General features: G+C 60.8%; 19 protein-coding genes and 3 pseudogenes. 8 read left to right on the top strand and 14 right to left on the bottom strand.

Translation table 11 applies throughout. The annotated features are described in order from the left end of the window. Window positions 1-378: 378 nt before the first annotated feature. The 5 genes and pseudogenes from ACWGS8_RS21520 to ACWGS8_RS21540 all read left to right on the top strand — a co-directional run bounded on the left by ACWGS8_RS21520 (window position 379) and on the right by ACWGS8_RS21540 (window position 5,751). A complete protein-coding gene (locus ACWGS8_RS21520) occupies window positions 379-1,446 on the top strand; it encodes a type III polyketide synthase (RefSeq protein WP_454582790.1) in 1,068 nt (355 codons plus the stop codon). Then, on the top strand, window positions 1,443-2,165 hold the full coding sequence (locus ACWGS8_RS21525; protein WP_454582791.1) for a methyltransferase domain-containing protein: 723 nt from the start codon (window positions 1,443-1,445) through the stop codon (window positions 2,163-2,165). Before ACWGS8_RS21520 ends, ACWGS8_RS21525 begins: the two co-directional genes overlap by 4 nt. Next, window positions 2,162-3,400, top strand: coding sequence for an NAD(P)/FAD-dependent oxidoreductase (locus ACWGS8_RS21530; RefSeq protein ID WP_454582792.1), 1,239 nt, complete (start codon window positions 2,162-2,164; stop codon window positions 3,398-3,400). The genes ACWGS8_RS21525 and ACWGS8_RS21530 overlap by 4 nt, the downstream gene beginning before the upstream one ends. A gap of 196 nt (window positions 3,401-3,596) precedes the next feature. Further along, window positions 3,597-3,831: pseudogene (gene ligD, locus ACWGS8_RS21535) on the top strand (non-homologous end-joining DNA ligase LigD). 210 nt (window positions 3,832-4,041) lie between these two features. Beyond that, window positions 4,042-5,751, top strand: coding sequence for a PHP domain-containing protein (locus ACWGS8_RS21540; protein ID WP_454582793.1), 1,710 nt, complete (start codon window positions 4,042-4,044; stop codon window positions 5,749-5,751). Between the two features lie 560 nt (window positions 5,752-6,311). Here ACWGS8_RS21540 and ACWGS8_RS21545 read toward each other — a convergent pair. Further along, entirely contained in the window at window positions 6,312-6,935 is a 624-nt protein-coding gene (locus tag ACWGS8_RS21545) for a tyrosine-type recombinase/integrase (protein WP_454582794.1), read from the bottom strand. 232 nt (window positions 6,936-7,167) lie between these two features. Here ACWGS8_RS21545 and ACWGS8_RS21550 point away from each other — a divergent pair, with 232 nt between their 5' ends. After that, complete coding sequence (locus ACWGS8_RS21550) at window positions 7,168-8,916, top strand: tetratricopeptide repeat protein (protein WP_454582795.1); 1,749 nt, start codon at window positions 7,168-7,170, stop codon at window positions 8,914-8,916. Between the two features lie 52 nt (window positions 8,917-8,968). On the opposite strand, the gene ACWGS8_RS21555 is transcribed toward ACWGS8_RS21550, so the two are convergent. From ACWGS8_RS21555 to ACWGS8_RS21565, 3 genes are all read right to left on the bottom strand, one after another. Continuing rightward, complete coding sequence (locus tag ACWGS8_RS21555) at window positions 8,969-10,066, bottom strand: polyamine ABC transporter substrate-binding protein (protein WP_454582796.1); 1,098 nt, start codon at window positions 10,064-10,066, stop codon at window positions 8,969-8,971. Between the two features lie 309 nt (window positions 10,067-10,375). Further along, window positions 10,376-11,371 carry a hypothetical protein gene (locus tag ACWGS8_RS21560; RefSeq protein WP_454582797.1) on the bottom strand — a complete coding sequence of 332 codons (996 nt, stop codon included), beginning with the start codon at window positions 11,369-11,371 and terminating at the stop codon, window positions 10,376-10,378. 132 nt (window positions 11,372-11,503) lie between these two features. Further along, window positions 11,504-12,076, bottom strand: coding sequence for a hypothetical protein (locus tag ACWGS8_RS21565; protein WP_454582798.1), 573 nt, complete (start codon window positions 12,074-12,076; stop codon window positions 11,504-11,506). 280 nt (window positions 12,077-12,356) lie between these two features. On the opposite strand from ACWGS8_RS21565, the gene ACWGS8_RS21570 reads away from it, so the two are divergent. Next, the gene (locus tag ACWGS8_RS21570; protein WP_454582799.1) at window positions 12,357-12,563 is read left to right on the top strand and encodes a hypothetical protein; all 207 of its coding nucleotides are present in this window, start codon (window positions 12,357-12,359) and stop codon (window positions 12,561-12,563) included. Between the two features lie 85 nt (window positions 12,564-12,648). Here the strand turns inward: ACWGS8_RS21570 and ACWGS8_RS21575 are convergent. From ACWGS8_RS21575 to ACWGS8_RS21600, 6 genes and pseudogenes are all read right to left on the bottom strand, one after another. Continuing rightward, a pseudogene (locus tag ACWGS8_RS21575) lies at window positions 12,649-12,807 on the bottom strand (transposase); the annotation flags it as partial. Window positions 12,808-12,830: 23 nt separating this feature from the next. Then, entirely contained in the window at window positions 12,831-13,268 is a 438-nt protein-coding gene (locus ACWGS8_RS21580) for a phage integrase N-terminal SAM-like domain-containing protein (protein ID WP_454582800.1), read from the bottom strand. A gap of 187 nt (window positions 13,269-13,455) precedes the next feature. Beyond that, window positions 13,456-16,926: an AAA family ATPase gene (locus tag ACWGS8_RS21585; protein ID WP_454582801.1), complete on the bottom strand. Its 3,471-nt coding sequence runs from the start codon at window positions 16,924-16,926 to the stop codon at window positions 13,456-13,458. Beyond that, a complete protein-coding gene (locus tag ACWGS8_RS21590; protein WP_454582802.1) occupies window positions 16,923-18,182 on the bottom strand; it encodes a metallophosphoesterase family protein in 1,260 nt (419 codons plus the stop codon). The genes ACWGS8_RS21585 and ACWGS8_RS21590 overlap by 4 nt, the downstream gene beginning before the upstream one ends. 417 nt (window positions 18,183-18,599) lie before the next feature. Beyond that, window positions 18,600-19,829: a type II toxin-antitoxin system HipA family toxin gene (locus tag ACWGS8_RS21595; RefSeq protein WP_454582803.1), complete on the bottom strand. Its 1,230-nt coding sequence runs from the start codon at window positions 19,827-19,829 to the stop codon at window positions 18,600-18,602. After that, complete coding sequence (locus ACWGS8_RS21600; protein ID WP_454582804.1) at window positions 19,822-20,412, bottom strand: helix-turn-helix domain-containing protein; 591 nt, start codon at window positions 20,410-20,412, stop codon at window positions 19,822-19,824. Before ACWGS8_RS21600 ends, ACWGS8_RS21595 begins: the two co-directional genes overlap by 8 nt. A gap of 980 nt (window positions 20,413-21,392) precedes the next feature. Between ACWGS8_RS21600 and ACWGS8_RS21605 the strand changes: the two are divergent. Beyond that, a pseudogene (locus ACWGS8_RS21605) lies at window positions 21,393-22,324 on the top strand (nucleotidyltransferase and HEPN domain-containing protein). A gap of 181 nt (window positions 22,325-22,505) precedes the next feature. Here ACWGS8_RS21605 and ACWGS8_RS21610 read toward each other — a convergent pair. The 4 genes from ACWGS8_RS21610 to ACWGS8_RS21625 are packed head-to-tail and all read right to left on the bottom strand — an operon-like array spanning window position 22,506 to window position 26,303. Next, entirely contained in the window at window positions 22,506-23,585 is a 1,080-nt protein-coding gene (locus ACWGS8_RS21610; protein ID WP_454582805.1) for an ABC transporter ATP-binding protein, read from the bottom strand. Continuing rightward, the gene (locus ACWGS8_RS21615; RefSeq protein WP_454582806.1) at window positions 23,582-24,382 is read right to left on the bottom strand and encodes an ABC transporter permease; all 801 of its coding nucleotides are present in this window, start codon (window positions 24,380-24,382) and stop codon (window positions 23,582-23,584) included. The genes ACWGS8_RS21610 and ACWGS8_RS21615 overlap by 4 nt, the downstream gene beginning before the upstream one ends. A 1-nt stretch (window position 24,383) precedes the next feature. Next, the gene (locus ACWGS8_RS21620; protein ID WP_454582807.1) at window positions 24,384-25,244 is read right to left on the bottom strand and encodes an ABC transporter permease; all 861 of its coding nucleotides are present in this window, start codon (window positions 25,242-25,244) and stop codon (window positions 24,384-24,386) included. A gap of 54 nt (window positions 25,245-25,298) precedes the next feature. After that, entirely contained in the window at window positions 25,299-26,303 is a 1,005-nt protein-coding gene (locus ACWGS8_RS21625) for an ABC transporter substrate-binding protein (RefSeq protein ID WP_454582808.1), read from the bottom strand. Between the last annotated feature and the right edge of the window lie 50 nt (window positions 26,304-26,353).

Consider the following 26,353-nt stretch of genomic DNA (forward strand, 5'->3'; position numbering starts at 1 on the left):
GAAGGCATGATGCCGAGCGGTTTGGGGACGCTGAAAAAGGGCAGGTGCTACAGTGCGGGACTAGCCGGGGATGAAATGACCTGACTTCGCCTCGCGCTTTACCAGAAAGCGAGCACTGGACTGGAAGCCCGCCCCCTCAAACCGGGACGAAATCAATCCCAGAAGCGTTTATCGAACAGGCAACACTCAATGGGTACGTCGGCGACAGCTGGTGAGGCTAACGCATGACGCTGAAATCGGACCCGATTTTCGGAACGAGTCATGCATCAAACCAAATGTTGCGACGCTCTTTGCGCGCGGAGAAGGCGCGGCCTTTGTTGAGCAGAGGCCTCCGACAGCAGCGCCACGGTTCCGTGCCGACTTGCAAGGACGCAGAACATGCCCGCTAACGCCTATATCAACCGGATCGCGACAGCGGTTCCGGAGCATGAAGTCCACCAGTTCTACCTCCGTTACGCGGCCTCCATGCTGACCGCCGACCGCAGGAGGATATTCCAACGCATGGCCGGCCTTGCGGGCATCGAGCACCGCTTTTCCTGCTTTGCGCCCGCTCTCGATCCCGAAGGGCCGTCGGCTGACCTTGCCGGCACCTTCAGGCGCGGCGCGTTTCCCGGAACGGCGGCCAGGATGGCAATGTTCAGCCAGGCCGCCCCCATCCTCGCGCAAAAGGCCGTCGACGGGTTGGGTCTTGGCGACGAGGCATCGCGCATCACCCATCTCATCGTCACCACCTGCACCGGTTTCTCGGCGCCGGGGATCGACCTCGACCTCGCTGCGCGCTGCGGCCTGCCGGACGGTATCGAACGCACGATGATCGGCTTTATGGGCTGCTACGCGGCGGTCAACGCCCTCAAGCTTGCGCGTCACATCGTGCGCTCCGACCCGCTGGCGAGGATCCTCCTGGTTAACATCGAAGTCTGCACCCTGCACATCAGGGAAACCAGCGAGCTGCAAAAGCTGCTGTCCTTCTGCCTTTGGGGCGATGGCTGCGCGGCAACGCTCGTCACCGGCGAGCCGCTCGGCATCGAGCTCGACAGCTTCCGCTGCACCGTCGCGGACGAGCGGCGGGAGCTGATGACCTGGAATATCGGCGACCATGGCTTCGACATGTTTCTCTCCGGACAGGTGCCCGCGGCGATCCAAGAGGCTCTGGGCGGCAAGCAGGACACCATCCTCGGTGGCCGGCCGCCGGACGCGATCGACCTCTGGGCCGTGCATCCCGGCGGACGCACCATTCTCGACGCCGTCGACAGGGCGCTGCACCTCGCGCCCGCCGCCCTGGAGCCGTCACGCGAGGTGTTGCGCCGATACGGCAACATGTCATCCGCGACGGTCATGTTCGTGATGGAAGAGATGCTGAAGAATCCCGCCGGCTTGCTCGGCTGCGGCATGTCGTTCGGACCGGGTCTGACGGCCGAAACCATGTTGTTCCGGACCGTCCCATGAATGCGCTCGATCAACGGACGGTCGTCCCGGAAATCCTCGATCACCTTGCCGCGGACGATCCGCGGGCGCTCCGCTCGCGGCGCGATCTCGCCCGCATCAATGCGCTGATGTTCCAGGCGCCGATCATGGTCTCGCTCATGAGAAGATTCATGGCCAAGGCGCCCGGCCGCATCCTCGAGATCGGCGCCGGCGACGGCACGTTCATGCTGAAAGTGGCCCGGCGTATGGCAAGAGACTGGCCGGACGTGGACCTGACGATGCTCGATCACGTCGGCCTTATCACCCCTGAGCTCACGGCGGATTTCGCCGGTCTGGGATGGAAGCTCGAACCCGTCACCGCCGATGTCTTCGACTGGGCGCGGAAGCCGGATCGCGAGGCCTTCGATGTGATCACGGTCAACCTGTTTCTGCATCATTTCGACGACGCCAGACTGCTGCGCCTGTTTTCACTACTGGTTCGCAGGGCGCCATTGCTCCTGGCGACGGAACCGCGGAGGAAGGGCCTGGCGCTGGCGGCGACCCGCCTTCTGCCGGCGATCGGCGCCAATGACGTCACCAGGCATGACGCCGCTCAGAGCGTGCGCGCCGGCTTCCGCGGCAGCGAGCTTTCCAATCTCTGGAGGGCGGCCGGCGGCCGGCCGGTCGAGGAGCGGCGCGCCGGTCCTTTCACCCATGTCTTTGCCGGCGCCGCGCCGATGCCTGCCGCAAATGCGCCATGAGACCGGCACCGACCCACGATGCGATCGTCATCGGCGCCGGCCCGGCAGGCACCTCGGCGGCGCTGGCGCTGGCCCGGCGCGGTTGGGCCGTAGCGATCGTGGAAAAGAGCGTGTTCCCGCGTCGCAAGGTGTGCGGCGAATATATCTCGGCAAGCAATCTCGCGCTCCTCGAGCGGCTGGAGATCGGCGATGCGTGGCGGGCCGAAGCGGGCCCCGAAATTCGCCGGGTCGGCCTCTTTTCCGGCAGCACCAGCGTCGAGGCGCCGATGCCGGGCGCGAAGTACGGGCTCACGGCAGGAGATGGTTTCGGCCGGGCGCTCGGCCGCGACGTGCTGGACTCCCTGCTGTTGGATGCGGCCCGATCGGCCGGCGCGGAAGTCTTCCAGCCCTGCCGCGCCGCCGGCATCGAACGCGACGGCGCCTGCCAGGCAGTGCGAATCCAGGCAGGAGCCGGGAATTCCCGCGACGAAGCGACGATCCTGCGGGCGCCGGTGATCGTCGCCGCGCACGGCTCGTGGGAGCCGGGGCCGCTGCCGAGCCAACTCGAGAAGAAAAGCCGCCCCTGGGACTTGCTCGGCTTCAAGGCGCATTTTTCAGGATCGACGCTGCCGCCCGACCTGATGCCGCTGCTGACGTTCCCCGGCGGCTATGGCGGCATGGTGCGCGCAGACCATGGGCGCATGTCCATCTCCTGCTGCATAAGGCGCGACGTGCTCGCCCGGTTGCGCGGCGGCCATGTCCGCGGTGGCCAGGTCTCAGCGGCCGAAACCGTCGAGCATCATCTCAGGGCGACATGCCGGGGCGCCCGAGACGCGCTGGAGGAAGCCAGCCTCGATGGTCCATGGCTTGCCGCCGGCCCGATCCGGCCAGGCATCCGCGCCGGCTACGACAGGGACATCTTTCGCGTTGGCAACGTCGCCGGCGAGTCGCATCCGATCATCGCGGAGGGCATATCGATGGCGCTTCAATCCGGCTGGCTTCTGGCACTGGAACTCGGCGCGGCAACGGGTGGGCAGGCGGAACGCGAAGCGGCCGGCAGACGCTACGAGGCGGCCTGGAGAGAATTGTTCTCGACCCGAGTCCTCGCCGCGGAAGCCATCGCGCGCATCGCCCTTGGCCCCGGCGGCGCCGCCATGATGAGAGCGGTCGTCCGCAATTTTCCGCGGACGCTGACGCTGGGGGCGCGGCTCAGCGGCAAGACGCAACATGTTCCCGGTCTGGCGGACAGGCGATAGCAGACAGGCGGGCAACGGCGAGGTCACCGCCAAAATTCGGCCCCTGCGATCGTGCCTGTGGCACACAGCGGCTCAGGTTGAGGCGATCACCACGCGATAAAGACCTCGCCGATCTCGAGATCGCAAATCAGGTCCTTGTCGTCTTACGGAGCGTCGCACGGCCAATTTCGCCGCGCCTGCGACAGGAGGCAAGGGAGTGCATGTCATCGCGCCCCTCACCCCTCGCGCCGAGTGGCAAGAGGTAAAGGACTTCGCGTCTCGCTTGGCGCAGGCAGTCGCCCGGCGCACTTCACGGCCGTGTGTCAAAGGCGCGCCGCAAGGGTCGTATCTTTGTGGACTATTTACGCAATCAGCGCGGGGCGACCGCGATCATGCCCTACAGCGCAAGATCACGGCCTGGCGCGCCAGTCGTATCACGTGGGCGGAGATGAAGACAATCGATGCGCCTTCTCATTTCCACGTCGGCGACGCTCCTCAACTAAAGAAGCGCGCAGCCTCCAAAGCTCTGGCCGGATGGGATCGCGCTGACCAATCCTTGCCCAATCTGTAGCGCGCGACGCGTGAAGAGGCAGTAGGCAACGCGGCCCTCATAGCCTTGCCTGATGGGAACCCGCCGAGATCGGTCTCGTTTTGCTGAAGCCATGGCAAAAATCGATCCAAGGACCGTCGCCAGTCTTTTGCGGGAATACGCCCACCGGACGTCTCTGCGCGCCGGCAATCCCTATCGCACAAGGGCATACTTGCGCGCGGCTGACAGTCTGACGACGCTGTCGCAGCCGCTTGATCGGATCATCGCCGCCGGCGCCCTCACTAAGATCCCGGGCATAGGTGACGCGATCGCGGCTATCGTGACCAAGCTCCATGAAACCGGCATGCATCCAAGCCTTCAGAAACTGCGGGAAGAGGTGCCGGCGGGTGTGATGGAGTTGTTTGCCATACCGGGGCTTCGGCCCGACAAGATATTGAAGCTACATCAGGCGCTGGGCGTGAACTCGCTGGCCGAGCTCGAAGCCGCGGCGAAGGAGGATCGCATACGCCCGGGCAAAGGCCTCAGCGCCGCGCTTCAGACGAAGGTCCTGCAGAACCTGGCCATTGCGCGAAGCGGCGAAACACAACTTCACCTGCACAAGGCCGCGGCTCTTCTCGAACATGCTGTCGTGTCGCTGAAACAAGAGCATCCAGAGTTTTCGCGCGTCGAAATTGCAGGTGATTTCCGGCGCGGCTGCGAGCTCGTTTCCGACTTGGCCCTGGTCGCGCTGGGGGAGGAGCCGACCCCCGAAGTCGAGCAGTCCACCCTCAGACTTGTTGTCGCGGACAAGAAGCACTTTGGCGCGAGCCTCCTCGAAGCAAGCGGTTCGGCGGACCATTTTGAGCAGTTGAAGATGTTTGCGGCCGAGAGTGGGTTCGCCCTCAAGGTCGATGGGCTCTACCGCGGGAGAAAGCTGATCGCATCAGCGACAGAGGAGGAAATCTACCAAGCGTTGGGCTTGCAGTTTATCGAGCCTGAACTGCGCGAAGGCAGGGACGAAATTGAGAGGGCAGCGAGGCAGGAGCTACCCGCCCTCGTTCGGGATGATGATCTGCATGGCATCCTGCATTCTCACACGACCGCATCCGACGGCACCGAGACGCTTGAGGCGATGGTTGACGCCACCCGCAAGCGCGGGTTCGAATACTTTGGTGTCGCCGATCATTCGCAGTCCGCTCACTACGCGGGCGGCCTGACGTTGCCGGAGATTGCTGAACAGCACCATGAAGCGGATCGGCTGAACGAGAGGTATGCTGGGAAATTCCGAATCCTGAAGGGCATCGAGGCAGACATCCTGGCTGACGGCTCGCTAGACTATCCGGATCACGTTTTGGAGCAATTCGATTTCATCGTCGCGAGCGTGCACAGCCGCTTTAACTTGCCCAAGAAGGAACAGACGGAGCGTATCATTGAGGCGATCGGAAATCCTCGAACGACAATCATCGGGCACCTGACCGGTCGCCAGCTGTTGCGCCGGCCCGGTTATGATCTCGACGTCGACAAAGTCCTCAAAGCGTGCGCGAAGCACGGCGTCGCTGTCGAAATCAACGCGCACCCGTGGCGACTCGACCTCGACTGGCGCTGGCATCAAAAGGCACTCGACCAGGGCTGCATCTTCAGCATCAATCCGGACGCTCATTCGATCAACGAACTCGACCACATGCATTGGGGTGTCGAGATGGCGCGCAAGGGCGGTGTCCCGGCGAAGCGGGTCTTGAACGCGATGCGTTTAACGACTTTGCTTGCGCATCTTTCCAAGCGCAAATGCGCGTCCAAGACCGGTGGCAAACACCGCGCGCCTGCGCGGAAAACCGTCGCGTGAACGGATTCGGCGCGGGCTACAGACCAGCGCATGCGAACTACGTCGAAGACCGAGTGTGCCCGTGTTTCGCCCGATGGTCGCAGCGGCATGTTCTCAGAAATCCGGTGTTGGTCTTCGCGTGCGCTTTTTCGCGACGCCCAGTTGCCGACATGGCTGTTCCAGACTGCCCTTATGCGACTTTCGAAGCACAAAACATGAACAACGGGAGACTCAGCCGTCTGCCCTGTCTGGAATGGGGCCGAAAGCAGGCCCGTCTGGTATCCGACTGCACCCGGAGACAAGCTGCCGTTTAGCTTGTAGCCCTATAACAAATGTTGGAGCACCGTTGAATTACCGCGTCAGACGTGCGCTCTGGTGAGGCGTTGCAATGCCGCAGACAAGCTCAGATTCGTGCCTTAGCCGCGACGCGGTGAGGCGGCAGGAGTTGTCACGTTGGCGACGGTGCAGCCCTCGTCGCCGGCCAGATTACTGAATGGCGGCTTTAGCAACATAGAATCGTGGCACGAATGACTGACTTTGGGCGCATCGCGGCCCCACCGAGACAGCGGAGCCGCTTCTAGTCAGATCTCCGTCGCCTCGGCCAGCTCGAGAGCATCTTCTACGTCGACCCCGAGATACCGGACTGTGTTCTCGATCTTAGTGTGGCCCAGCAAAATCTGAACCGCGCGGGTCGCCTTGTAGATGATGGACGCTTTCGTACGTCGCAGCGAATGCGTGCCGTATTCCTGAGGTCGAAGTCCGATTGCCACAACCCATTCGTCTACGAGGCGCGCATACTGTCTGGTGCTCATGTGACACTTTGGGTGGACTCTGCTCGGAAATGCATAGTCATCGACTGTACCGCCGCGCGCTTCCAGCCACGCAAGGAGACTGGAACGCGCATCGCTCATCAACTCGAACTGCACCGGTCGGCCTGTCTTCTGTTGCACGACCGTCGCGCGGGTCCGAATTTCCGCTCCGAGAACCAAGATGCCAATCTTGATCTTAACGAGATCGCAACCGCGCAACTTGCTGTTGATTGCTAGATCGAACAGAGCTCGATCGCGTAGGCGCCGCTCACGATCTAGAAAGAAGCGGATCGCCCATATCTGTCGAGGTTTCAGCGGGCGTTTCGTTCCGACCTTCTTGCCCGCGTTCCATGCGCGGCGATCACAAGCGGTAGGTTCGTAGTGAGAATGTCCCATTTTGTTTCTCCTTCAGCCATGATTGGCCACGGGAGGAACGCCTTGGTGCTGGCTCGGCAAGAGTGGGGCCGATTTCGGAATGGCGGCTTCTGGCCTCCGAAATACGATAGCGGACGTTCACCTGTTGAGCCCGCCACCCAAAGCGGACCGTCTCTGACGGCTAGTTGCGCATACACGCGAGTGCTACGCTCACAGCAAACCCACGTGACGTCTTTGTAGTTCAGGAGGCATCGTGGCGCGACCGGAACGAAAGCTTGTTGCGGTTTTGGCAGCGGATGTAGCTGGCTACTCGCGTTTGATGGGGGCCGATGAGGCCGGGACTCTCTTCCATCTAAAGGCACTGCGCGCCGAAGTCATCGATCCGAAGGTCGCGCAATTCAGGGGTCGGCTGGTCGGCACTGCGGGCGACAGTCTGCTGATCGAGTTTCCCAGCGCTGTCGACGCGTTGCAGTTCGCAGTCGAGACGCAAGAACGCATAACGGCACGCAATACGGATCTTCCTGAAGACCGGCGCATGGCCTTCAGAATGGGTGTCAACGCCGGCGAGGTTATCCCGGATGAGGCGACAATCTACGGTGACTGCGTAAACGTGGCCGCCAGGCTGGAAAAGGTTAGTGAGCCCGGAGGTGTCGTCATTGGACGCAGCGTCTATGATCAAGTGAAGGGAAAGATCCCCTACACACTCGTCGACCTGGGCGAGCATGCGATGAAGAACATCGCAGAGCCTGTGCGTGCCTATCGGGTTCAAACAGAAGAGCGGGATGATCGAGAACCTTCAGCGTCAATTGCTTCAGCAGAGGATTTGCCGCTCCCGTTCAAGCCATCGGTGGCCGTGCTTCCTTTCACAAACATGTCTGCGGACCCCGAGCAGGACTATTTCTCGGATGGAATAGCCGAGGACCTCATCACCGAGCTCAGTCGCAGTCAGAGTCTGTTCGTGATCGCGCGCAATTCCTCGTTCGCCTTCAAGGGTCAATCCGTAAATATCACCGAGGTCGGAAGGAAGCTCGGTGTTCGGTACGTCGTCGAAGGAAGCGTTCGAAAGGCGGCTGCACGCGTCAGGATCACTGCGCAGTTGATAGAAGCAGCCACTGGCAATCACGTCTGGGCCGAGCGCTACGATCGAGACCTCGAAGACCTTTTCGCCGTCCAAGACGAGGTGACAGAGAGGATCGCCTGGGCACTGGTCGGCAAGGTAGGCGCTGCTGAGATAGTTCGGACCAGGCAAACGCAAACGAGCCTCAGCGCATATGACGCGTTCTTGCGCGGCATCGATGCTATGCACCGATTCACCGAGAAGGACACCGTCGCTGGTGTCGAGTTCCTAAGGCTGGCTCTCGGATGGGAGCCTCATTCGGCGCGAGCACATGCATGGCTCGCGGACGCCTATGCGACCCTCTCCGTCTTCCGAGGCGACGGAGACATGAAGGCGTTGGCCATGCAGTCGGCCTTGCGGGCTATCGAACTCGGCGACGCCAGCGGACTGGCAGAGGCGGTCGTCGCCGCTCTACATGGATGGAAAGGAGAGTTCGAGGCCGCCGAGGCTCATTGGCGACGCGCGCTCGCGATGGGTCCGACAAACCCGGAGGTACTCGTCTGGGTCGGGTACATCTGCCTTTGGAGCGGTCAACTCACGAAGGCCCGCGAGATCGGCGAGCGGCTCAGACGGCTGAGTCCGCTCGAACACCGCGACGTCCACGAGCTACTCGCATTCGCTTACTATCTGCTCGGTGAATACGAGGCTTCGCTGGATTCGTTCCGCCGTTGGGACAACAACAACTATGATCGCGGGTTCGCCAATCTGGCTGCGTGTTTGGGACAGCTCGGACGCGTCGACGAGGCAATACTGGCTTGGGGCAGATGCCTCGAGCGCAAGCCTGGTTTCACCCTGGGTGACTACAAGCGCGGTTCTCCATATCGCCGTCAGGAGGACGTGGAGCACTGGCTAGCTGGCCTGCGGAAAGCAGGCATTGCGGATTGACGGATGATCGATGAACAATCAGGCGGTTCGTCGGAAGCGCAACTGCCGTCAATTACTGACCCGTGACGATTTTGGTCCAGGTGCGCGTCGCCACGCGCTGCGTCTTCGGGTCGTACGGAAAGACGGTGAAAAGCTTCTTTAGCGTGGCATCGTCAGGATAGATCGACTGGTCGCCGAGAATGCTTCTTTCAACGAATTTTTGTGAGGCTTTGTTGCCATTGGCAAAGAATACGTAGTTTGTGTTCTTGGCGGCGACTTCAGGCTTCATGAGGTAGTTGATGAAGGCATTCGCTTCGTCCACGTGCGGTGCATCTGCGGGGATTGCCAGCTGATCGAACCACATCACAGTGCCTTCCCGAGGGATCGAGTAGGCGATTGTGACGCCGTTACCGGCTTGGGCGGCCCGATCGCGCGCCTTCAAGACGTCGCCCGACCAGCCGATCGCCAGGCAAATGTCGCCGTCCGCCAAGGCGTTGATGTACTCGGATGACTCGATTTTGCGGACGTCGGGACGGATACGCATTAATGCCTCTTCGGCCTTGCCGAAATCCTCCGGCGAGGCGCTCTCGGGGTTCAACCCAAGATAATTCATCGTTATGGGCAGGATTTCGGTGGGCGAATCGACCACGTAGACTCCGCAATCGGCGAGCTTCTTTAGCTTCTCGGGATCGAAGAAGACGTCCCAACTGTCGAGTCTGTCGACACCAAGCGCGGCTTTGATCTTCGAGGTGTTGTACCCCAAACCCACCGTGCCCCACATGTAGTTCACCGAATATTGGTTGCCCGGGTCGTACTTGGCGGTGCGCCGCTCGATGACGTCCCACATATTGGCGATGTTGGGCAACTTCGACTTGTCCAGCTTCTGGAAGACGCGGGCCTCGACCTGGCGGGCCAGGAAATTGGCGCTTGGCACGACGACGTCGTAGCCGGAGCCCCCTGTGAGCAGTTTGGTCTCAAGGATCTCGTTGGAGTCAAAGACGTCGTACACGACCTTTATACCGGTGTCCTTGGTGAAGTCGTCGATGACCGAGGGATCCAAGTAGTCCGACCAGTCGTAAAGGTTGACGACCTTATCGGCAGCGTGCGCGGACAGGGTTGTGGCGCCAGCGAGCAACGATGCAGCCGACCAAAGAAGCGCCTTGCGGATCATGTGCTCACCATTGGTTGCAGTCCCAAGCTGCAAACGCCGTACTTTGTACCCGGCCGCGCAAGGTTGCAACATTAGCACATGCTGAAAGGAATAAGAGTTGAATCGGCAAACTCGGTCGTCGTATGCGCCCGACCATGACGGAAGAAGCCGCCTACAAGGCCCACTCGCGAAGCTGGTTGGGAATGTCGGGAACTGGAGCAAACGTGCAGCCTCGGCTGTTCTAATTGCAGCAGACCTTCCGAACATACGTGTTGCCGTTGGTCGAATATGCGTCATTCGGGATGGCGCCTCTATCTTTCATCTCCTTAGTTAGACTCTTGGCCATCGGGTCCAATCGGCCTTGAAGGCGGCATCCTGGGTTGCTTTCCAGGCAATCGAATTGATCTGCCCCGACCCAGGCAGCTGCGGCAGCTTGTCGACGCCTTCGGCCGGCGTGAAATTGGGCGTATTGTCGGCGCGGGTATCCTGCCGGTCCGTCTGGAAATAGATGGTCTGCGCGGATCCGGTCGTGCCGTCCGCGCGGGTGAATATCGCCTCATATCCCAACTCATGACCGGAGCTGGTCCCGGCGACATCCGTGCGCGTCAACGAAATCGAGACGATGCCGGCCTCGGCGAGCGTCATCATCTCGCCGGCGTCGGAGACGCCGTCCTGGTCGAGGTCCCGCCAGACCCTCAGCGTGCTGAACACCGCGTCGGACGCGTCGATCTTGCCGTCGCCATTGGTGTCGAACGTTTCCAGCACGGCAAAACCGTCCTGCGTGGATGAGCCGAAGAGCTCCGACACATCGTCGGCGACACCGTTTCCGTTGGCATCCCGAACCAGAATGCCATCATCGGCCGAAACCCAACCCGTGCGCTCGGCAAAGCCGTCACCGTCGTAGTCGAAATGGATGGTCGAGCCGTCGAGCGGCGAGAGGTGGATGCCGTCGCCATTGAGGTCGAGGATGAGGGGGTCATGAAACGTGTTGAGCAATTGCGGTAGAATGCTATCAAACATCCATTCTGTAAAATAATCGGCAGCGGTAACCACCACCAGCGTGAACATCCCGAACACAATTATCGGAGCCAATTCAGCCGCAATGGCCGCACCCAAACCCGCGGCTACCAAATCGACAGCGATTCCAGCGCTAAGGTCCACTAACACAGCGTCAGCTATGCCAGCACGAATCAACGCTCTCAATGCAAGGTCTTCACCGACATTTGTCGCAGCCAGTTCAGTAAGCCCTTTTGACAAAGCTAATGCAGCGCCGTCGGTTATGGTTGTGACGCCCGTCTGAAATGAGTCTCCAGCAACTTCCAGCAACTCTCCCAAGTCGGCGACGCGCCCTTTGGTGGAAAGCTCAAGAACCGCCCGATCCTAGACACGATCTTGCCGAACGTCTCTATGTTGATGTCATATCCGGCAATATTAATACTAGGATTGTCTGTCATCGTGCTATTCTCCGACCGGGTGATTCCCAGATAAAGGCCCAAATATTTTTCCAGACAAAGATATACTCCCAGCAAAAAGCAAAAAATTCACCGGGCCCATCAGCGCAAAAACCTGATGCACGGAGTATTCGTATATTGGCACACCGGAGCCAAGCCTAGGGCTTCGTCCCAATAATCTAACATCAGTAAATATATATCCATGAATTTCCAGAGCAATACATGCAAAAACAACACATATGAATATAATGCTCCACAGATTTGTGCGCCAGTCATTCCAATTCTTGCGGGACCAGGAAACTTTGACCCAAGCGGGGATAGCTATGATGTAGGCCGCCGCATATCCTGCAGAAAAAACAAATAAGTTCATCAAAAGCAAATCGTTTGAACTACAAAAATCTTCACCAAAGTATAAATCTAATCTATAAAACTTTGGTAGTCTCAGCCAACAAATATTAACACTGTTAATCCTCCAATGCAATACCAAAGACATTGGTCCAAACGCTATACAAATTATGAATACGGCAATAAATATTCTTGCAATACGGCCACGGCAGGAAAAAAGATAATTATCTTCCATGCTTCGCAATTCAATTCCCTTAAAATTGCTGAGGGGTGCCGGCCTGCTGATACAATGGCAGACTGACAATCAGGCCCTATTCCGCAGGTTGACAATAGACAGGCTGAAGGCATCGTGAGGTCACTTTCGGTCCAGGCCGCACCTCAAGTCCCCATGCCGACGCCAAGGCACTATCAGAATTTCTACGGCTTTTTCTAGGTTGCGACAAAGATCGGCACAGTACCAGTAGCCAGTATCGGTAACACATCGGGCATGGCCTGTTAAGAGCCGGAAATGGCTGGTGAAGAAGTTTCTTCTTTCAAATATTAGTATCGCCCAAATTAATCGCCGATATAGCTTGCAAAGTGTTAAGTCACAGCCGCCGGAAACCCACCAGAATCTTTTCTTCGCCGTTCTGGTCGGCCTTGTCTCCACTTGTCTGATTGCTTCCGCCAATTACACGATCAACGAATGCTCGACGTGGAATCCGACCGACGTCATTCCCTGAAGCTCACGCGGTCGACCGCTCAGGGCAAGTTAGCCGCATTTTTTCCTCGCCAGTAATGTTCTTCTGACGACGGGGATTTTCTAGGCTAGGCCGTAGACTCATAAGCGCGAAGCCACAGTCGCATTGAGGCGAGCTGGATCATGGCGAGGAAGTAAGCTGCCAGTTTGTCGTACCGTGTAGCGACACGGCGGAAATGCTTCAGCTTGGAGAAGAAGCGTTCGATCAGGTTGCGCTCGCGATAGAGGCGGTTCTTGTTTTCCGACCCCTCTATGCGCCACCGCCGGTGGAGCATTCAGTTTCATCAACGCCGAGTGCGGCCTTGTACTTGATGCCTGGTGCGGCTTCGAGCGGCCGCGCCGCTTCCTCCACGCTCAGCACGTCGGGCAGCTTGCGCTGATACCTCATGATCACCAGCGCACGCGCCAGATCTCGCCGCTTCAGCGTCACGAGGAACAGGAACCGCAACGCCGAGACCGCGCCATTGATCGTCGCAGGGCCGACGCCGCTCTCATGCTGATGCAGCTGGAATCGACGGATGTCCTCAGCCGTCGCAGTGCCGGGCGAGCGGCCAAGGAACACAGCGAAGCGCCGGACGTGACGAACGTAGTCCTGCTGGGTATGGGAGCCCAGGCCACGCATGAGCATGTCGTGCTGCATGCGCTGGCGAAGCGGAGAGATTGGTGCATCGATCGACAGGGTAGCCATGGCGAGTTCCTCTTGTTGAAGGGAACTCCATGGTCAGATCGACGCCTCTACCCGCTCAAGTCAAATGCCTGTCGCGCCATCTCAGGCCGAGGCGCCTTCCCGCGAAGCGGGTTCGTGCATGAGGCGCGAAGCTGCTGTTGGCCATGCGACTTTAGCTCGGAACGCGCCAACAACCATGCCGTTAGAATTACCCGAGTTCGTGGATCGCTACAGTGGGAATGACCGACTTCGCAATCTCGCATAGGTGCTGGTGATGGGTGAGATAGATCACCTGGCCTACACTGGCCATCTCGCCGAACAGGCGGAAAACTTCCTCCGACCGGAGATGATCGAAGGTTTCCATGATGTCGTCGGCTATGAACGGAACTGCAGGCCTGAGCTTGGCGAACTCATAGTACCCGGCGAGGCGCAGAGCGAGGTAGAGTTGGAATCGTGCGCCTTTCGACAAAGCGTCAGCCACCTTCGATTGGCCATCCCGCTGTGTCGCGATAAGGACCTCTCCGCCCTTTACTGGCTGGGTCGTCAAGCCTGTGTACTGGCCGCGCGTTATCAGTGCGAAGGCGTCGGAGGCCTGACCCATCATTCCAGAGCGGTGACGTTCGCGGTACACCCGCAGTGCGCTCGCCGCCGACATGACGCCAAGCTTCAACTCGATATAGCGGGCAGCCTTCTCCTCGATTTCGAGAAGGACGGTGCGACGATCGGCATCGATGCGGGCAACCTGGCTGTCCCCGCCGATCGCATCGAGCTTGTCGGTCGCCCGGGTGCGTCGGACGAGTTGCAGTTGTAGTGTGTCATCGAGGTCGGCGAGGCGCCGCGCGATTTCGGCCTTTTCAATTGCGAGCTCATCGAGATCGAGGCCCGCCAGTAACGCCTGCGCCTGGATGAACTCGTCGAGCGCAAGCTCGCTCGTGAGTCGTTCTTCAAGCTCGGACACGGCACTCTGCAGGCCGTCCCGCTCGCGAAGCTGTTCATCGCGCTCTGCGACTTCGGGCAGAGTTTTCACCCCGAAGGCGTCGAGTACTTGCTGCTTGGTCCTCTCGTGTCCCGCGATCTCGGCGTTCAATGCTTCCTGAACGTCTTGCAAATTTTGAACATCAAGGAGGAGATTCGCCCGCGCCTCACGGGCGCGCTCGGCTTGCTCCAGACGTTCTGTCAGCCTGAGGCTCACCTGTTCTGGCGCGCCGTCCATTGCACGCTCGCCGACTTGGGCACCAAGCCGGGCCACCTCTTCACCAAATCCAGTCCTATCCGCCTCCATCTTGCCAATGCGCATACGCATGGCCTCACGATCCTGCAGGGCCTTTGAGAGCTCCGACAGCTGATCCAGCACGCTGCCGAGCCCGGTTCCGGCGATGCCGTCTTCGAGCCAGGTGCCCTTCAGCGTTTCCTTGACGTCGGCCTGCCATGCGGCATCTCGCCGTTCGGCAATTTCAACCGTCAGGCGCCTGCCGGCCAGCTCCTCTTCCTTCGCGGCGACGCTCCTCAGTGCTTCCGCGCGTTCCGCATCGACCTTCGCCTGCCTGTCGAGAAAGCGGTCGGCGGCGACCACCATGGCCTCCAGGGCCTCATCGGCTTCCGACTGAATTCCAACGCTTCGAAGAGCCGAGGCCAATCCGAGATGGAGCCGCTCTCCTTCGGCTGTCGCGCGTTCAATCCTTGTGCGTGCGAGCAGGATGTCGTCCCAGGCGCCAAGCGCTTCAGAGCGCGTGGAAAGGCGCTCCTCGAGATGTCCGATCAACAGGTCGAGCGACTGGGTCTGGCAATCCTCAAGCAAGGTGCTGGCCATTCGCTTGATTTCCGCGGATGCCGTTTCGGCGCGCTTTTCCACCTCGGCCAGCTGGGCACTGACGCGCTCTATGGCAGCCTCGGCCTCAACAGCCTTTTGCTTGACTGCGCGCAGATCCGCCAGCTCGCCCGCATGGGCCAATCGAGCGTGGCCGACATGATCGTCCCTGGTCAATGCCCCGGCAAACGCGTCCGCCGTTTCGGCCGTGAGGTCCGCCCGATGATTTCGCCAGGCCTCGTCCCTCTCGCGTCGTATAGCTGCGGCGGTTTCGTCGTCGGCGATCTCGGCTGAGGCGCGGACGGCAGCCAGCCGTGACGAAGTCGTTATCCGACTTTGTTCATGCTCAGCCAGACGCTCGGAGAAAACTGCTTTGTCCCTTTGAAGGTCCGCGGCCAGTGTTTTCCACTGAGCTATCTGCGTTGGTGGCGGAACCGACATTTTCGAAAGTGCCTCCGCACCTCCAGACCACGACAGGAGGCGCCGCATCGCATCCGCCAGCCTTGTTTGCCGCTCGTCCCCCAACGCGCGCGCTTCTCTTATCTCGCGTACGTGACCACTGGGCTTCGCCTCAGACACGGCTGCGATCAGCCTTGCTCTTGCGGGCTCGGGCACCGCCCTCTCCTCGCCAACGCGACCTCGCGCAGCGTTGAGTTGGTCGAGCGCGGAAGCGGCCTCATCGCGGGCTATCTGCAGGCTCGTCGTTATGCCTGAGCGCTGCTCGACAATGGTTCGAAGCGTGCCGACCACAACGGCCGGCAGAATGAGCCGGGACGGATCCTGTTCGGCCGACCTTCCAAGAGCGGCGAGACAGTTGGCTACCGTCTGGTCGAGCAGCTGGACTTCCATCTTGCGGGTCGGCAGATCCATCCCCGCGGACAAATAGCGCGCTTTGCGATCGGCAAGTCCGCGCACCTGTTCTGAGATCGCCAGGACAGCGTCGTCGACAGCGATTGCCTCGATCTTGGCCTTCGCCCGATCGATCTCATCGGCATTCGCCTGCAGACGGGTCCTCAACTGCGCGTCCTGATCGATCAATTCCGCAACGCTGCCACTCCAGGTCCTGGCAGGAGACGGTATGTCAGGCAGCTCAGCCAGCCTGCTTGCCTTGCGTGTGATTTCGGCCAGGAGCGGGGCGCAGCGCACATATCGGTCGATCGTGGCGAGCCGCGCCGACAACATCGCGCGCTCGGCAAGGCTGCGGTCATACTTCTCCTGGGCTTCCACCCGTTCCGCCTCAAGCGCCTCGAATGTCGAGGCCAGCGTGTCGATCGCCTCCTTGCGTGACTTGAGCTCCGCAAAGCGCTTCTTGAGCAACGCTATTTCGGTGGTCTGGGCCTGCTTTCGGTGAAGCCCGTCTGCCTCCGTCTCCAGTGCGGCCAAGACATCGCTGGCATGGCCAAGCCCTGCACTGGCAGTGAAAAGGAGCTTGCCGAGATCGCCACGCGATTCGAGGATGGCCTTGCCTCCTGCTTCCAGCGTCTCGTCATCGAGCGAGAACATGCTGCTGTAGGCATCGCGGGACAAGCCCGCGAGGTGAGCCGAAATGGCTATTTCGCTCAGCGCCCTGCCTTCGGCGTCGTGCAGGGAGTTGCTACGGCTTTTGGTGCGTGAGACGGCAAGGGTCTGTCCCTCGAATTCGAGCAGCCCACCGATGCGCATCGCGCTGTATTCGTGCAGGAAATTGTAGCGGCTGCGCTCTTCGATGCCGAAGAGCAGATCAAGGTAGGCGGAAAGCGCGGTCGACTTGCCAGCCTCGTTCAGCCCGAAGACGACGTGAAGGTCTGGGCCTGAAGCCGGCTTCTCTCCGAAATCGATCGCCTTAGCGGTGAACTTGCCATAGCGGGTCAGATCAAGGCGCCGCAATCTCATCGCGTTGCACCTGCCTTGAGCCTCGCCGTGACCACGTCAACGCTGCGTGCCAATACATCGTCGAGAAACTGTTCAAGCCCCGCTTCGTCCTTGCCGGCGAAACCGCGGGCATCGGGCGGCAGGTCCGCGATCGTCTTCGAGACGAGTTCTCGCGCTTCGGCTCGAAATGCTTCTGAGCCTGCATTCGCGCGCATCGACTGTGCTAGCTCCAGGGTGGGATCGGCAGCACTTCCCAAATCGCCGACACCGGGAGGCGAAAGAGCAAGCTCCAGCTTCTCGACCCAGGTGTTGCCCACCTGCTCAGCTGCCTGTACGGCTTCTGCGACAGCCAAGTCCCTGTCGCGCATCAGCGACGAGGACAGCGCTGAAGTGCCAATCAGGCCAAGGCGGGCAACAAGGTAGCGCGATCTGGCAACCTCCCGAGATTGCTCCAGGCCTGCCCGGATGCGGACGATGGCCTCGCTCCATTCCGACGCCCCAGTTAGATCGACGCTCACGCGCTCGAACTGCGCGACACTGGTGAGCCTCTCCTCGATCTCGGCGGAGCGATCGTCGCGAATGGTGACCAGCGTGACCGATTTCTCACCCGCCTCATTGATGTCCCTCCCCTGAGGAATCCCTGGCATCACAAGCGTGCTCGCACCGGAATACACTTGGCGAACGTGAATGTGGCCAAGCGCCCAATAGTCAAAGCCGTGGCTGTGCAGATCGACGACACTGCAAGGGGCATAGACGTCATGGCCTGGGGAACCGGACAGGCTCGTATGCATGATGCCGATGTTGGCAGCTCCCTCCTGCGGGCCGGCATATTTGGGCAGCAGGCTTTCGGGCGCCTTGGGGTTGGTGAAGCTCAGCCCATGGAACGCGACGTCTATGCCAGCGCCAGGCTGGATTACGGATTGGGCGCGGCCGCCAAAAGTCGTCACCGTGTCTGGCAGTACGAGCTGCTTCGTAATTCGCGACATGGCGTCGTGGTTGCCGCGGATCATATAGACCCTGACGCCGGCCTGGTGCAGGCGCGTCATCTGCGAGGCCAGAAAGCGCGCCGTCTTCATCGAGGTCTGGTCGCCATCGTAAAGATCGCCGGCAACAACGAGAGCGTCGACACGCTCCTCCAGGCACAGATCCACGATCGCGGTGAATGCCTGGCGGCTGGCATCCCCGACGAGTTCGGCAAGCTCGGGATTGCTCAGCGCAAGTGAGCGCAAAGGGGAGTCGAGATGGATGTCGGCCGTATGAACAAATCGAAATGCCATTGCAGGCGCTCTCCCGGCTGGAACCGAAGCTCAGGCCAATTCTGTTGAAGTCCAGTTCGTCCAGATCACAGCGACCAGGTCAAAGCCTCGGTAGCAAAACCCGACAGCGTTGGGCAACGGAGGGGATCCAGATATGATGGCGCCCATGATCCTCGGCAAGGCGGGAAGGACAAATCGAAGTCCTCGGAGAAACGGCGGATGATGCCAAATAATTCGAGCGCGGCGTTTCGGCCCTAGAGACCGTGCTGCCCTGCGGCGTTTTATTTGACGGTGCGCATTCGCCATGTTGCAAATCGTCGAGACTGAAAACCGCGGCACATTTTACATTCGGACGCGCAAAATAGCAGAGGCACCTCCGAGACCCGATCGGATGCGCCGGATCGAATCATCTCAAGGCGACGGCGTGCTGAGGCTTGATCATGCGAGTTCGCCAAATAGTGGCACGGTCGAAGCGTGCGCGTCGATTGCCTTCACGACGGTAGCGGCGAGAGGAAGATGCGTTTTCTCAGCCTCCCAGACTTGCCGAAATCGTTGGACGGTTTCCGCGGCGGTGTCGACGACAAGCTTTTCCGACAGAAGTGCCTTGGCCGCCAGATGCCGAAGCTCATCGGTATCGAGCTTGGCCATCTTCTTCGTGCGAGAGTAATTAAGCGCAGCCGTGTCCTCGCCCTTCATATAGGGAATGGTCGACACCAGGTCGTAGGCCGGCGAGAGCGCGGCCGAGCGCCGGTCCGGATAGATCAGCGACCAGTTTTTGAGGTGCATGTCGCCATTGCCGATCAGCGCGCTGAACACGAGGCGGCGAATGAACTCGACCGCCCCAACATCGCCCGCCTCGGTGCCGATCACGCGCGCGATGTTGGCGTAACTTGCACGCTTGTACTTGTCGTCTGGGAAGACCCCGAACACCTGCGCGAAATCTTCGGTGTGGACAGGACCGTCACCGGTTCGGTCGAAGCGGCTGACAGCAAGCGCCTGCCCTCTTAATTCACCTACTCCTTCGGGAATGCCGGCGATTGCATCGAGATCGACTAGGTTGATGATCGGCACCTCCATGCCGATCATCCCGGCGATCGTCATCATCGAAAACTCGTTTTCCGGGACCCCGGTGAACTGCTGGGACGGGAGCTTCACGATCCACGATCCGCCGACGCCCTCGGCGGGAATGGTCAGGCCGCCACCCTTCCCTGCGTTCTGAAACGCGGAGAACTTGAGCTGCACGCCGGCGAGCGAGAAGCGCAGCGCATTGGGTTTGGCGTTCTTCGGAAGATCCTCGTCATCACCAGGAGGGAGGCCGTCACCCACCGCAGGATGGATAGAGAGCGCTCCGGGCAGGTCGAGCCCCAGCACCCAGAGCAGGAAGAATTCGCGTTGCTGATTGACCCCGGCCCGCTCAGCGAGATAGCGACGCAAGCCGCCCTCCGGCAACAGGTTCGAGAAGAATGGCGGCACGACCCTTTGTGTCGGGCGGATTGTGGTGATGAGGCCGTCCAAGTCGTCCTTGAACGACAGGCTGAGGGTCGGCCGATCCGGGTTATCGACGTAGTCTTCGTTGAACGCAAATATCGTCCGATCGCCCTGCAGGTGGGTTAGCGTGCCAATAGGCTCGTCGTAGAGCCGTACATCCAGAACCGAGACATCAGGCATCCGCATCTCCATCGTCCAGCGAATAGGCAGGTCGCGGTTCCGTCGGAACGGGATGGGCGATCGAGTTGCGAAGGCGCTGCAGGTTCTGTGCGATGTCGTGCAAGATGGGTCCTGCTTGGGCGCTCGCCTGGTAGCGCTCGAGGCGGGCGATCAACTCGCGCACGAGCTGCATCTCTTGATCGCTGAGATTCACCCGCCGCAGAAACCGAAGCGTATCCTCGATGCGATCGAGGTCGGCTGAGCTGCCGTAAAGGTGCTTCATTTTCTTGACCAGGCGCTCGGCACGGGCAAAACGCTTGTCGTTTGGCTGACCGGCGTGGATATGCATGTCCGGCGTCGCTTGGGCCTTGACCAGGCCGAGCACCGCCGACACGAGCTTCTTCGGCACGAGCATGACCTCGAGATCGAGCGCCCGTGTCAGGTCTATGAAGCTGGAAAGGCCCGGCTCCATCTTGCCGCTCTCGATTTGCGAGATATGGCTCTGCGTCAGCCCGGCTCGCTCGCTGAGCGCGCGTTGACTAACACCGGAGGCCTCGCGGACCTCGCGTGCTTGCGCGATCAGGTTTTCGCTCTGGTAGGCCATGATGTAGAATCCAGATCAAAAGGGGCAAAGTGATCAGGATATTATATCTAGCGCGTTGCGCGATCTACGTCAACCGGACGATATCGCATAATGATCATATCGCCTTTCTGATATATAATAGCGTATAGACCGGCTTGCACTGTCTTGGCCCGGCACCGAATTCCGTCCGCCCAACACTTTCGAGTATCAACGCTGTCTCACGGGGAAAAATCTTCGGCGTCAGCCGCGCCGCCTAGCGGCCAAAGCAAATGAGGGCGTAGAAAGCGCAGACGATGAAATGTCCGCCGCAAGGACATTGTCATTTCATCGCCGAGCCGGTTCGTGACGCCGAGACCGGTTCAACAGGGCGGCTTAAGGAGCGTCAGCATAGCGCCGCCGCAGGCGGGACGCGGCGCAGACCGCCCCCGGCGAGGCGTGCCACATGGCCCTGATGATATCAACGGGCAGTTGGTCACGTCTGGCTGCCGGGAGTCGAGCATCAAGAGCCCGATGTGAGGCCAGCGGCAGGCAGCCTTCCACCAGCGACATGCGGCGCGTTGCGACCGATATCATCAATTCGACAATGGAGAGGGCGTCGAACGCCCTACAAGGTGTTAGTGCTGTCCACTTGCGATGCACTGAAATATGGATATGTCGTGCCTAGGAGAACATTCGGAGATTTGTCGTGACCCGCGCACGGCTCGCGCAATCGAAAGAGCTCTCACCGCGGCGGAGCTTGCCGCCGACGGCCAGATCGAAGCAGTTCTGGCCTTCGTCGGGAACCTTGAGAACGGGGCGCGGATTGAAAGTCGCCCAGGCCGGGAAGGACGGGATCGCCCATTGCAAAGAATTTGTGCGTTGCAATGCTCTTCACACAGCGGCAACAAATCATCACAATACAAGAATGACATTTGCGTTGCTTCGCCTGATGCGACGGATCATTATGGGGATTCGTAGCTTTTTCCCGGCTATGCATGTGTAGTGGGCAGTCGACCTTGTTTATGAAATCCAGCATCGATCATCTCCCACCGCCAAAGCAGCGTGAGCTGACCAGGACTGTCAAGGTTCTTCTTCAGGAGCTCGAAGACGCGCTAAAAGGCGGAACGGCCGATTTCAAGAAGCGCGGCCGCATCCTGAAGATCATCCTTTTCGGGTCCTATGCCCGCGGTGACTGGGTCGACGAGCCCCATACGAAAAAGGGTTACCGCTCCGATTTCGATCTCCTGATTGTCGTCAACAATCGAAAGCTGACCGATTTCGCCGGCTACTGGCAGGCAGCGGCCGACCGGTTGATGCGTGAGATTGATACCCCGGTGAGTTTCATTGTGCACTCACGCCGCGAGGTGAACACTGCGCTACGCGAAGGGCAGTATTTCTTTGTAGACATCCGCCGCGATGGCGTTGTCCTCTACGAGCTTGATGAGGAACCGCTGACAAATCCGATCCCTGTTAAACCCGTCGACGCCCTTCGAGTCGCGGCCGAATACATGGAGGACCGTTTGCCTCAGGCAAGGAAGTTCGCCAAGGGTGCCACTTTCTATCGGAGCGAAAAGGACTCCAAGGAGGCGGCGTTTCTCCTTCATCAAGCAATCGAGCAGGCCTACGCGGGGCTGCTGCTGGTGCTGACGAACTACAGCCCCGCCTCTCACAATATAAAATTCCTGCGCGGCCTCGCCGAGGATCAGGTCCAAGAACTGGCCGAAGCATGGCCTCGTGAGCAACAGCGCTTCGTTGCGTGGTTCAACATCCTTAATGAGGCCTATGTCAAACCGCGCTATTCGCGGCACTTCGCAATCACGGATGAAGCACTTCAATGGCTTGCAGAACGGTCTCGGATCTCATAGGTCGGATTGAATTCATCTGCCGCTCCCGAATTGAAGAATTGAGAATCGAGGCGGGGCCGCAGCGCAGAGAGCCGGTTGAGAGAAACTAGTAGCAATTCCGGACTGCCAATTATGCAACATCGGGAACCACAAAGCAGGCGCGTCGAGCGGTCCCCGCCGCTTCAGCTGCAATCGATAACCATCGAATTTTACTTCTCGCCGGGGATGACGGCTCCGCGTTGAGCGCCCAAATTTTTTGCAGAGAAATGGACTTATCTTATCAATCTTGCTTCAAGCCGGGAACAAGAATGCCGAAGCGGGATCGAAGAAAACTCGCCCGCGTAACGCTACATCTGCGCTATCCGGCTCCGCCGCGTCCGAAGTCGGCCTGACATCGATCTCATCGCCGCCGGCGGTTCGCGCCACGACGCGCTTGCGGTCGCCGAAGAAAGCGGTATCGACGATCTCGACGGCAAGCGCCGCCCATGCGGGTCCGGGCGTGAGCCGGAAGGCCTCGGGGCGCACCATCAGCCGCGCCTTCTGGCCGCGATCGAAGGCCTGCGTCGTCTTCACGCCGGCCACGACCGAACCATCGGCAAGCCGCACCGTCGCCGTGCCGGCCGCGCTTTCCAGATGCTCGGCGGACAGGAAATTCGAATTGCCTATGAAGCCGGCGACGAACTCGCTGGCTGGTCTCAGGTAAAGGTCTTCGCCGGTGCCGATCTGTTCGATGCGTCCCTCCTTGAAGAGGGCTATGCGATCCGACAGATGCAGCGCCTCTTCCTGATCGTGGGTGACATAGAGAATGGTGACGCCGGTCTCGCGATGGATGCGGCGGATCTCGGCCTGGATTTCCTGGCGCAGCTTCTTGTCGAGCGCCGACAGCGGCTCGTCCATCAACAGGATCGGCGGATCGTAGGCGAGCGCCCGGGCCAGCGCCACGCGCTGCTGCTGGCCGCCCGACAGCGCGCCAGGGAACCGGTCGGCGAAGTTTTCGAGGCGCACCAGCGCCAGCATGTCGGCGACCTTGCGCTTCATCTCGGCGTCCGGCCGGCGGCGCACGCGCAGCGGGAAGGCGACGTTTTCGGCGACGCTCAGATGCGGAAACAGCGTGTAGCGCTGGAAGACCATGCCGATGTTGCGCTTGTGCGATGGCACCGACAGCAGCGATTTTTCCTCCAGCAGCACGTCACCGGAACTCGGATCCTGGAAGCCGGCGATGGCATAGAGCGTCGTCGACTTGCCGGAACCCGATGGTCCGAGAAAGGTCAGGAACTCCCCTTTGGGCACGTCGATGGTGACGTTGTGGACGGCGACGAAGGCGCCGAACGTCTTTCTCACCGCGCGTATGGACAGGAACGGTCGGGTCATCTGGATAGTTTTCTGCGAAGGAGTGCGGTCACGATCATCAGGCACAAAGTGAGGCCGACAAGCAGGCTGGAGGCGGCGGCGACCACCGGGCTGAGGTCGGCCCGCAGGCTGCCCCAGATCTTGACCGGCAAGGTCTGCAAGGTCGGGCTCGCCATGAAGATCGCCACCACGACCTCGTCCCAGGAGGCGAGGAAGGCGAAGATGGCCGCCGAGACGATGCCGATCCGAATCGATGGCAGTGTGATCTTGAGCCGTGCCTGCAGCGGACTGGCGCCGCAGACAATGGCCGCGTCCTCGATGGATTTGTCGAAGCCCTCGAGTGCGGCAGTGATCGGAATGATGGCGAAGGGCAGCGCCAGGATGGTGTGGGCGATGACGAAGCCGATCGTGGTGCCGGCCAGGCCGATGCGCAGGAAGAAGGCGTAGATGGCGATGGCAAACACGACCACTGGCAGCACCATGGGCGTCAAGAGCAGCCCGCGCAGGACCTGCCGTCCGCGAAATTCGCCGCGGACCAAGGCAAAGGAGGCGAACAGGCCGATGACGGCGGCGAGGATGGCGGCCATGGCGGCAATCCTGGCGCTGGTCAGCGCGGCGTCGATCCAGGTCGGATCGGCAAACAGCTGCTCGTACCATTTCAGCGTCCAGCCGGGCGGCGGAAAGGCCAGCCAGCGCGACGAGCCGAACGACAACAGCACGATGAAGACCACCGGCAGCAGCAGGAAAGCCGCGACCGCCGCCGTAAAGCCGACCAGCGCCACGCGCAGCCAGCCGAGCCGGTCGTAGTCGAGCAGCATGTCAGAGCCCTCCGCCGGTGCGCCCGACGCCGACCAGGCGAAGCTGGATCGCGTAGAGCGCCATGGTGACTACGAGCAGGACGAAGGCGGCGGCGCTGCCGAGCCCCCAATTGAGCAGCGACTGCACCGTCTGGGCGATCGTTTCAGCGAGCATCATGTTGGAGGTGCCGCCGAGCAGCGCGGGCGTCACGAAATAGCCGAGCGACATGACGAAGACCATCAGCCCGCCGGCGGCGATGCCGGGAAGCGACAGCGGTAGCAGGATGCGGCGGAAGGCCTGGAAAGGGCCAGCGCCGCACAGGGCCGCCGCGCGCAGCGTCATCGGGTCGATGGCGCGCAAAGTGCCGACCAGCGGCAGGATCATGAAGGGCAGCATGATATAGACCATGCCGATGGTGACGCCGGCCAGATTGTTGATGAGGGGCAGCGGCTCGTGGATGATGCCGAGCCCGATCAGCGCCCTGTTGATGACGCCGGTGCGCTGCAACAGCACCATCCAGGCATAGGTGCGGGTAAGAAGGTTGGTCCACATCGACAGGATGATGATGCCGAAGACCATCGAGCCGAGGGCCGGCGGCATGATCGCCAGCATCCAGGCGACAGGGAAGGCAATCACGATGGTGACGGCGGTGACGAGGGCGGCGACGAGAAAGGTGTTGAGGAACACACGCACATAGGTGCCGCTTCCGAACAGCGCGGCGTAGTTCTGCAAGCCAGGCTCGGGATCGGTGACGCTGCGCAGCAGCAAGGCGACCACCGGCACGATGAAGAACAGCCCGACCAGGAGCAGGGCCGGCACTGCACCGCCGCTGCCGGCCGGCAGGCCGGCAACCGAATTGCGTCTGAGAGAGTTTCCTCGCATCGAGCGGTCCTTCTCGAAGCGGGGCGCGCCAGGCGCGCCCCGCCGGCTGCAGCGTTACTTGGTCTGCCGGGCGTACCAGCGCGTCGCGATCTCGTCGCGGTGCTCGGCCCAGTAGTTCATGTCGAGGTTGATCTGGCCATCGACATGGGCGTCGGGCAGGCCCTTGACCACGTCGGCGGGCATCGCGGCCTTGGCCTTGGTATTGATTGGCGCGTAGCCGCTCGCCTCGGCGAATTTCGCCTGGCCGGCCGGGCTGGTGGCGGCGGCCAGGAACTTCATCGCGCTGTCCTTGTTCTTGGCGCCCTTCGGCACGACGAGCACGTCGGCGGCGGTGAGGTTCTGGTTCCAGGAAACGCCGACGTCGGTGCCGTCCTGCTGCAGGGCAAAGACACGGCCGTTCCAGAGCTGGCCGAAGGTTGCCTCACCGGACGCGATCAGCTGCTGTGACTCGGCGCCGCCGCCCCACCAGACGATGTCGGACTTGATGGTGTCGAGCTTCTTGAAGGCGCGGTCGAGGTCGAGCGGATAGAGCTTGTCCGCCGGCACGCCGTCGGCCAGGAGCGCGATCTCGATCACGCCCGGCGCCGACCATTTGTAGAAGGTGCGCTTGCCGGGAAATTTCTTGGTGTCGAACATGTCGGCCCAGCTCGCCGGTTCGCCGGAGACGGAGCCCTTATTCCAGGCCAGCACGAAGGAATAATAGAAACTGCCGACCGCGTGGTCGTTGCTGAAGCGCGGGTCGAGATCGGCCTTGGGCACGACCGCGAAGTCGATCGGCTCCAGCAGGCCGTCCTTGGCCGCCTTAATGGCGAAGTCCATCTCCACGTCGACGACGTCCCAGGTGACGTTCTTGGCATCGACCATGGCCTTGAGCTTGCCGTAGTCGGTCGGCCCGTCCTGCAGCACCTTGATGCCCGAGCTAGCTTCAAACGGCGCTGCCCAGGACTTGGTCTGCGCTTCCTGCGTGGTGCCGCCCCAGCTGGTGAACGCCATTTCATCGGCGTGCGCGGCGGTTGCGGCCAGAAGCCCGGCAAGAATGCCGGTCAAGATCAGTTTCATGTCATTCTCCTCTGTGGTTTGTTTTATCGTTGTCGTTTTGCAGTGGCCCT

The sequence above is a fragment of the Mesorhizobium sp. 43Arga genome (assembly GCF_053714255.1).